Source organism: Terriglobales bacterium (genome assembly GCA_035651655.1).
Taxonomy (GTDB): Bacteria; Acidobacteriota; Terriglobia; order Terriglobales; family Acidobacteriaceae; genus DASRFG01.
Genome location: DASRFG010000038.1, coordinates 1 through 3,371 on the forward strand (window position 1 = coordinate 1; position 3,371 = coordinate 3,371).

General features: G+C 56.0%; 4 protein-coding genes. All 4 read left to right on the forward strand.

All coding sequences use genetic code 11. The annotated features are described in order from the left end of the window. The first annotated feature begins 198 nt into the window (after nt 1–198). The 4 genes from VFA76_17870 to VFA76_17885 all read left to right on the forward strand — a co-directional run bounded on the left by VFA76_17870 (nt 199) and on the right by VFA76_17885 (nt 3,302). Nucleotides 199–387, forward strand: coding sequence for a Flp family type IVb pilin (locus VFA76_17870; protein HZR33717.1), 189 nt, complete (start codon nt 199–201; stop codon nt 385–387). A 111-nt stretch (nt 388–498) separates the two neighbouring features. After that, a complete protein-coding gene (locus tag VFA76_17875; GenBank protein ID HZR33718.1) occupies nt 499–1,011 on the forward strand; it encodes a prepilin peptidase in 513 nt (170 codons plus the stop codon). 18 nt (nt 1,012–1,029) lie between these two features. Continuing rightward, nucleotides 1,030–1,824 carry a Flp pilus assembly protein CpaB gene (gene cpaB, locus VFA76_17880; GenBank protein ID HZR33719.1) on the forward strand — a complete coding sequence of 265 codons (795 nt, stop codon included), beginning with the start codon at nt 1,030–1,032 and terminating at the stop codon, nt 1,822–1,824. 35 nt (nt 1,825–1,859) lie between these two features. Beyond that, nucleotides 1,860–3,302 carry a pilus assembly protein N-terminal domain-containing protein gene (locus VFA76_17885; GenBank protein HZR33720.1) on the forward strand — a complete coding sequence of 481 codons (1,443 nt, stop codon included), beginning with the start codon at nt 1,860–1,862 and terminating at the stop codon, nt 3,300–3,302. Nucleotides 3,303–3,371: the final 69 nt, after the last annotated feature.

The following is a 3,371-nucleotide window of genomic DNA, read 5'->3' on the forward strand; positions in this document are numbered from 1 at the left end:
CTTCTGAACACCGCCGCAGACGCCGGTTTTGGAGCTGGTTATCGCGGCGACCTCCAACGCGCACAACAACTTACCGAGTAGCTATTTGTCAATACTCCATGGTCGCACTTTTGGCCTGTGGCTTGCCTCTATGTAAGGCGTCCAGCTTTCCCCAGCGCCATCCCCTGCGTGGGAGGCCGGAAATCTAAGGAGATAAACATGACGATGCTAGTGCTAAACACCCTAGCCAGCCTCCATCAAAACGAGGAAGGCCAGGGGTTGGTCGAGTATCTGCTGATCCTTGCACTGGTCGCCTTCGCGGCAACGGCAGGAATGTCGAGCTTGGCGAGTGGTCTGAACAGTGCGTTCTCTCAGATCGGTGTCATCCTGGGGTCATACATCACCTAGGAAGACTTCTGTGGCTTCGCGCTCGCACCGGGACAGGTGCGAGCCGAAGCTCGGAGAAAAGCAAAGTTGCATATTTCGCTCCCTTTCGTTCCATTTTGTGATTTTCAGTCAATGGATAGATATCTCGAACTCAGTGCTGTAGTGATGACCGCCATCGCGGCAATCACAGACTTGCGCGCCCGCCGCATTCCCAACTGGCTCACCTACTCGGGACTGCTGCTGGCGGTATCCGCGCGTACTGCGTTTTGGGGTTGGTCAGGATTGAAGACCGGGTTGGCCGGAGTGGTCGTGGCAGGCAGCATCTTCTGCCTCTTGTCGTTTTTCGGAGCAATGGGCGGCGGTGACGTGAAACTCATGGGCGCGGTCGGCGCCTGGCTCGGTCCCAGTAATGCGCTCCTGACTTTAATTGTGGTGTGCATTACAGGCGGATTTATCGCATTTGCTTACTTGTTGTTTGGATCCGACAAACCCATCGCGGCCAACATCGCGCGGGAAGGAAAACTAGATTCGAGCGCGTCTCGCCCGGTCAGAGCGAACGCGCCCAATGCGGCAAGAGTGCCGTTTGGGGTGGCGATTGCGATTGGAACATTTGTTTGTGCCGGCAGTGCTTTTTTTCGGAGGTGATTTACGAACCCACAGCGTGTGGTAGTTGCATTTCTTCTCGCTGCAGTCCTTGCAGGCGGCATTACGTTCCTGTTGTATCGGCGTCTGAGTGCCAACAGCTCACACCGGCAGACCATAAAGATCGTCGCTGCCGCGACTGAGATGCCCATGGGGGCAACTTTGGCGGCAAAGGATGTGGTGTTGGTGGACTGGCCCAGTGATGTCCCGCTCAACGGCGCCTTTTCCAAAACCGAGGAAGTCCTTGGACGGCCGCTGGTGCGCTCGGTGGGGGCGAAGGAACCAATTTTCCTTAGAGACCTCGGGGTGGAAGGCTCGGGCATTGGCATCGCCGCGAAGATTCCGCCCGGCATGCGTGCAACAGCGGTACGCTCGAACGAAATCGTGGGCGTCGCCGGCTTCTTGTATCCGGGCTCTCACGTCGATGTGCTCGCAACTTACAATGTTCCCAACGGTAATGGCACCATCACGCAAACCGTGCTCCAGGACGTGGAAGTTGTCACTGCCGGGCAGACCATTGAGCCCGACCCGCAAGGCAAGCCTCAGCAGGTGAACGTCGTCACCTTGCTGCTTAGCCCGGAAAATTCGCAGAAGCTGCAACTCGCCAGTACACAAGGTTCGATTCAGTTCGTACTGCGCAACGGCACCGACACCAAGAATATCGATATGCACCCGACGAGACTTGACGAGCTGGCTGGATTAGTAAAGCCTGCTCCTCCCGCCAGGGCGCCTCGCAGAGCTACACCGCCTCCCCAGCAGCCAATTGTCCTTGTCGAGGTTATTCAAGGCACAAAACGAACCGTGCAGAAGTTCTAACAGTTCGTATTCATGGGAAACGGTGAAGAATATTTATGTACAGATCATCAGGGCTCAGAGTCGCAACCGCGTTGTGCTTCGTTCTCGGCATGATTTCAGCCGTGATGCCGGCGACGGCAGAAGACAACAATCCAACCGAAGGTCAGACGGTCCATGTTCTAGTCGGAAAATCTGTTGTCATGAACGTGCAAGCTCCTATGGCGCGGGTGCTGTCCAGCAACCCTGCGGTGGTGGAAACCCTCGCTATCTCCCCGAACGAAGTTGTCATTGAAGGAAAAGCCGCAGGCGCAAGCACCCTCATTCTGTGGGACTCAGCCGGACGCTCTCAAGTGCTTGACGTAGTCGTCGACATTGATATTGCCGGACTGAGGAGTGCGATTCAGCGCTCATATCCCAACGAGCAGCTGCAGGTGCAAGCCGATGGCGGGCACCTGATTCTGACTGGTAACGTCTCGGACCCGCGCATACTCGAGACTCTGACCAAGATGGCGGGCACATACTCGAACCAGGTGGTCAACTCCGTTAACGTCGACCCCGGCCATGATCCGCAGGTGATGTTGGAAGTTAAGTTTGCCGAAGTGGATCGCACAAAGTTGACGCAGTTCGGCGTCAACATCCTGTCCACAGGCGCAGGAAACACGATTGGAACAACGACCACTGGACAATTTGGTAATTTCGGGACGCAGCGAATAACGGATGCCATCGGCATTCCCGCTTCTCCCAAACCCAACATCGCTGTCCCAACCGTTGGGCCTAATCAGGAAGTATTCAAGACCGAGCAGACCCTAAGCCAGCTGCTCAATATTTTCTTATTCAAGCCCGATATCCATCTCGGGGCCACGATCCAGGCCTTGCAGCAACAGAACGTGCTGCAGATTCTGGCTGAGCCGAACCTGATGGCGATGAATGGTCAGAAGGCCAGCTTTCTAGCAGGCGGCGAGTTTCCCTTCCCAGTCATTCAGGGAGGAGCCAACGTTGGCGCGGTCACGATTCAGTTCCGTCCTTTCGGCGTGCGTCTGGATTTTGTCGGCAATGTCGGACCTGACAATGTGATCCGTCTACAAGTTGCTCCGGAAGTCAGCACCCTGGATTTCAGCAATGCATTAACAATCTCCGGGTTCACGGTTCCCGCGATTTCGACACGTCGCGCAGAAACGGAGATCGAATTGAAAGATGGTCAGTCGTTCGGAATTGCCGGCCTTCTGGATCGCAGGGCCACCGTACAACTGAGCCGTGTGCCGGGGATCGGTGATATCCCAGTGCTCGGCGAATTGTTCCGGTCCCGCTCGATCAACCGCAGCAACGCAGAACTTCTGGTGCTGGTCACTCCCCATATCATTGATCCGCTGCGTGCAACCAGCGCTCCACCAGCCGCGCCCAAGCCTGCCACTCCGTTCTTAGACAATAAAGAGTTCGACAAAAGAGTTCCGGGAAGCAAGGACGTCGGGACGACAACACCATCGCCGAGTGCAAAATGATGTCTGCTGAAGCCAGAAAGACCAGCAACGATCCAACGCGCGAGAATTTTTCTTCGGGCGAACCACTCT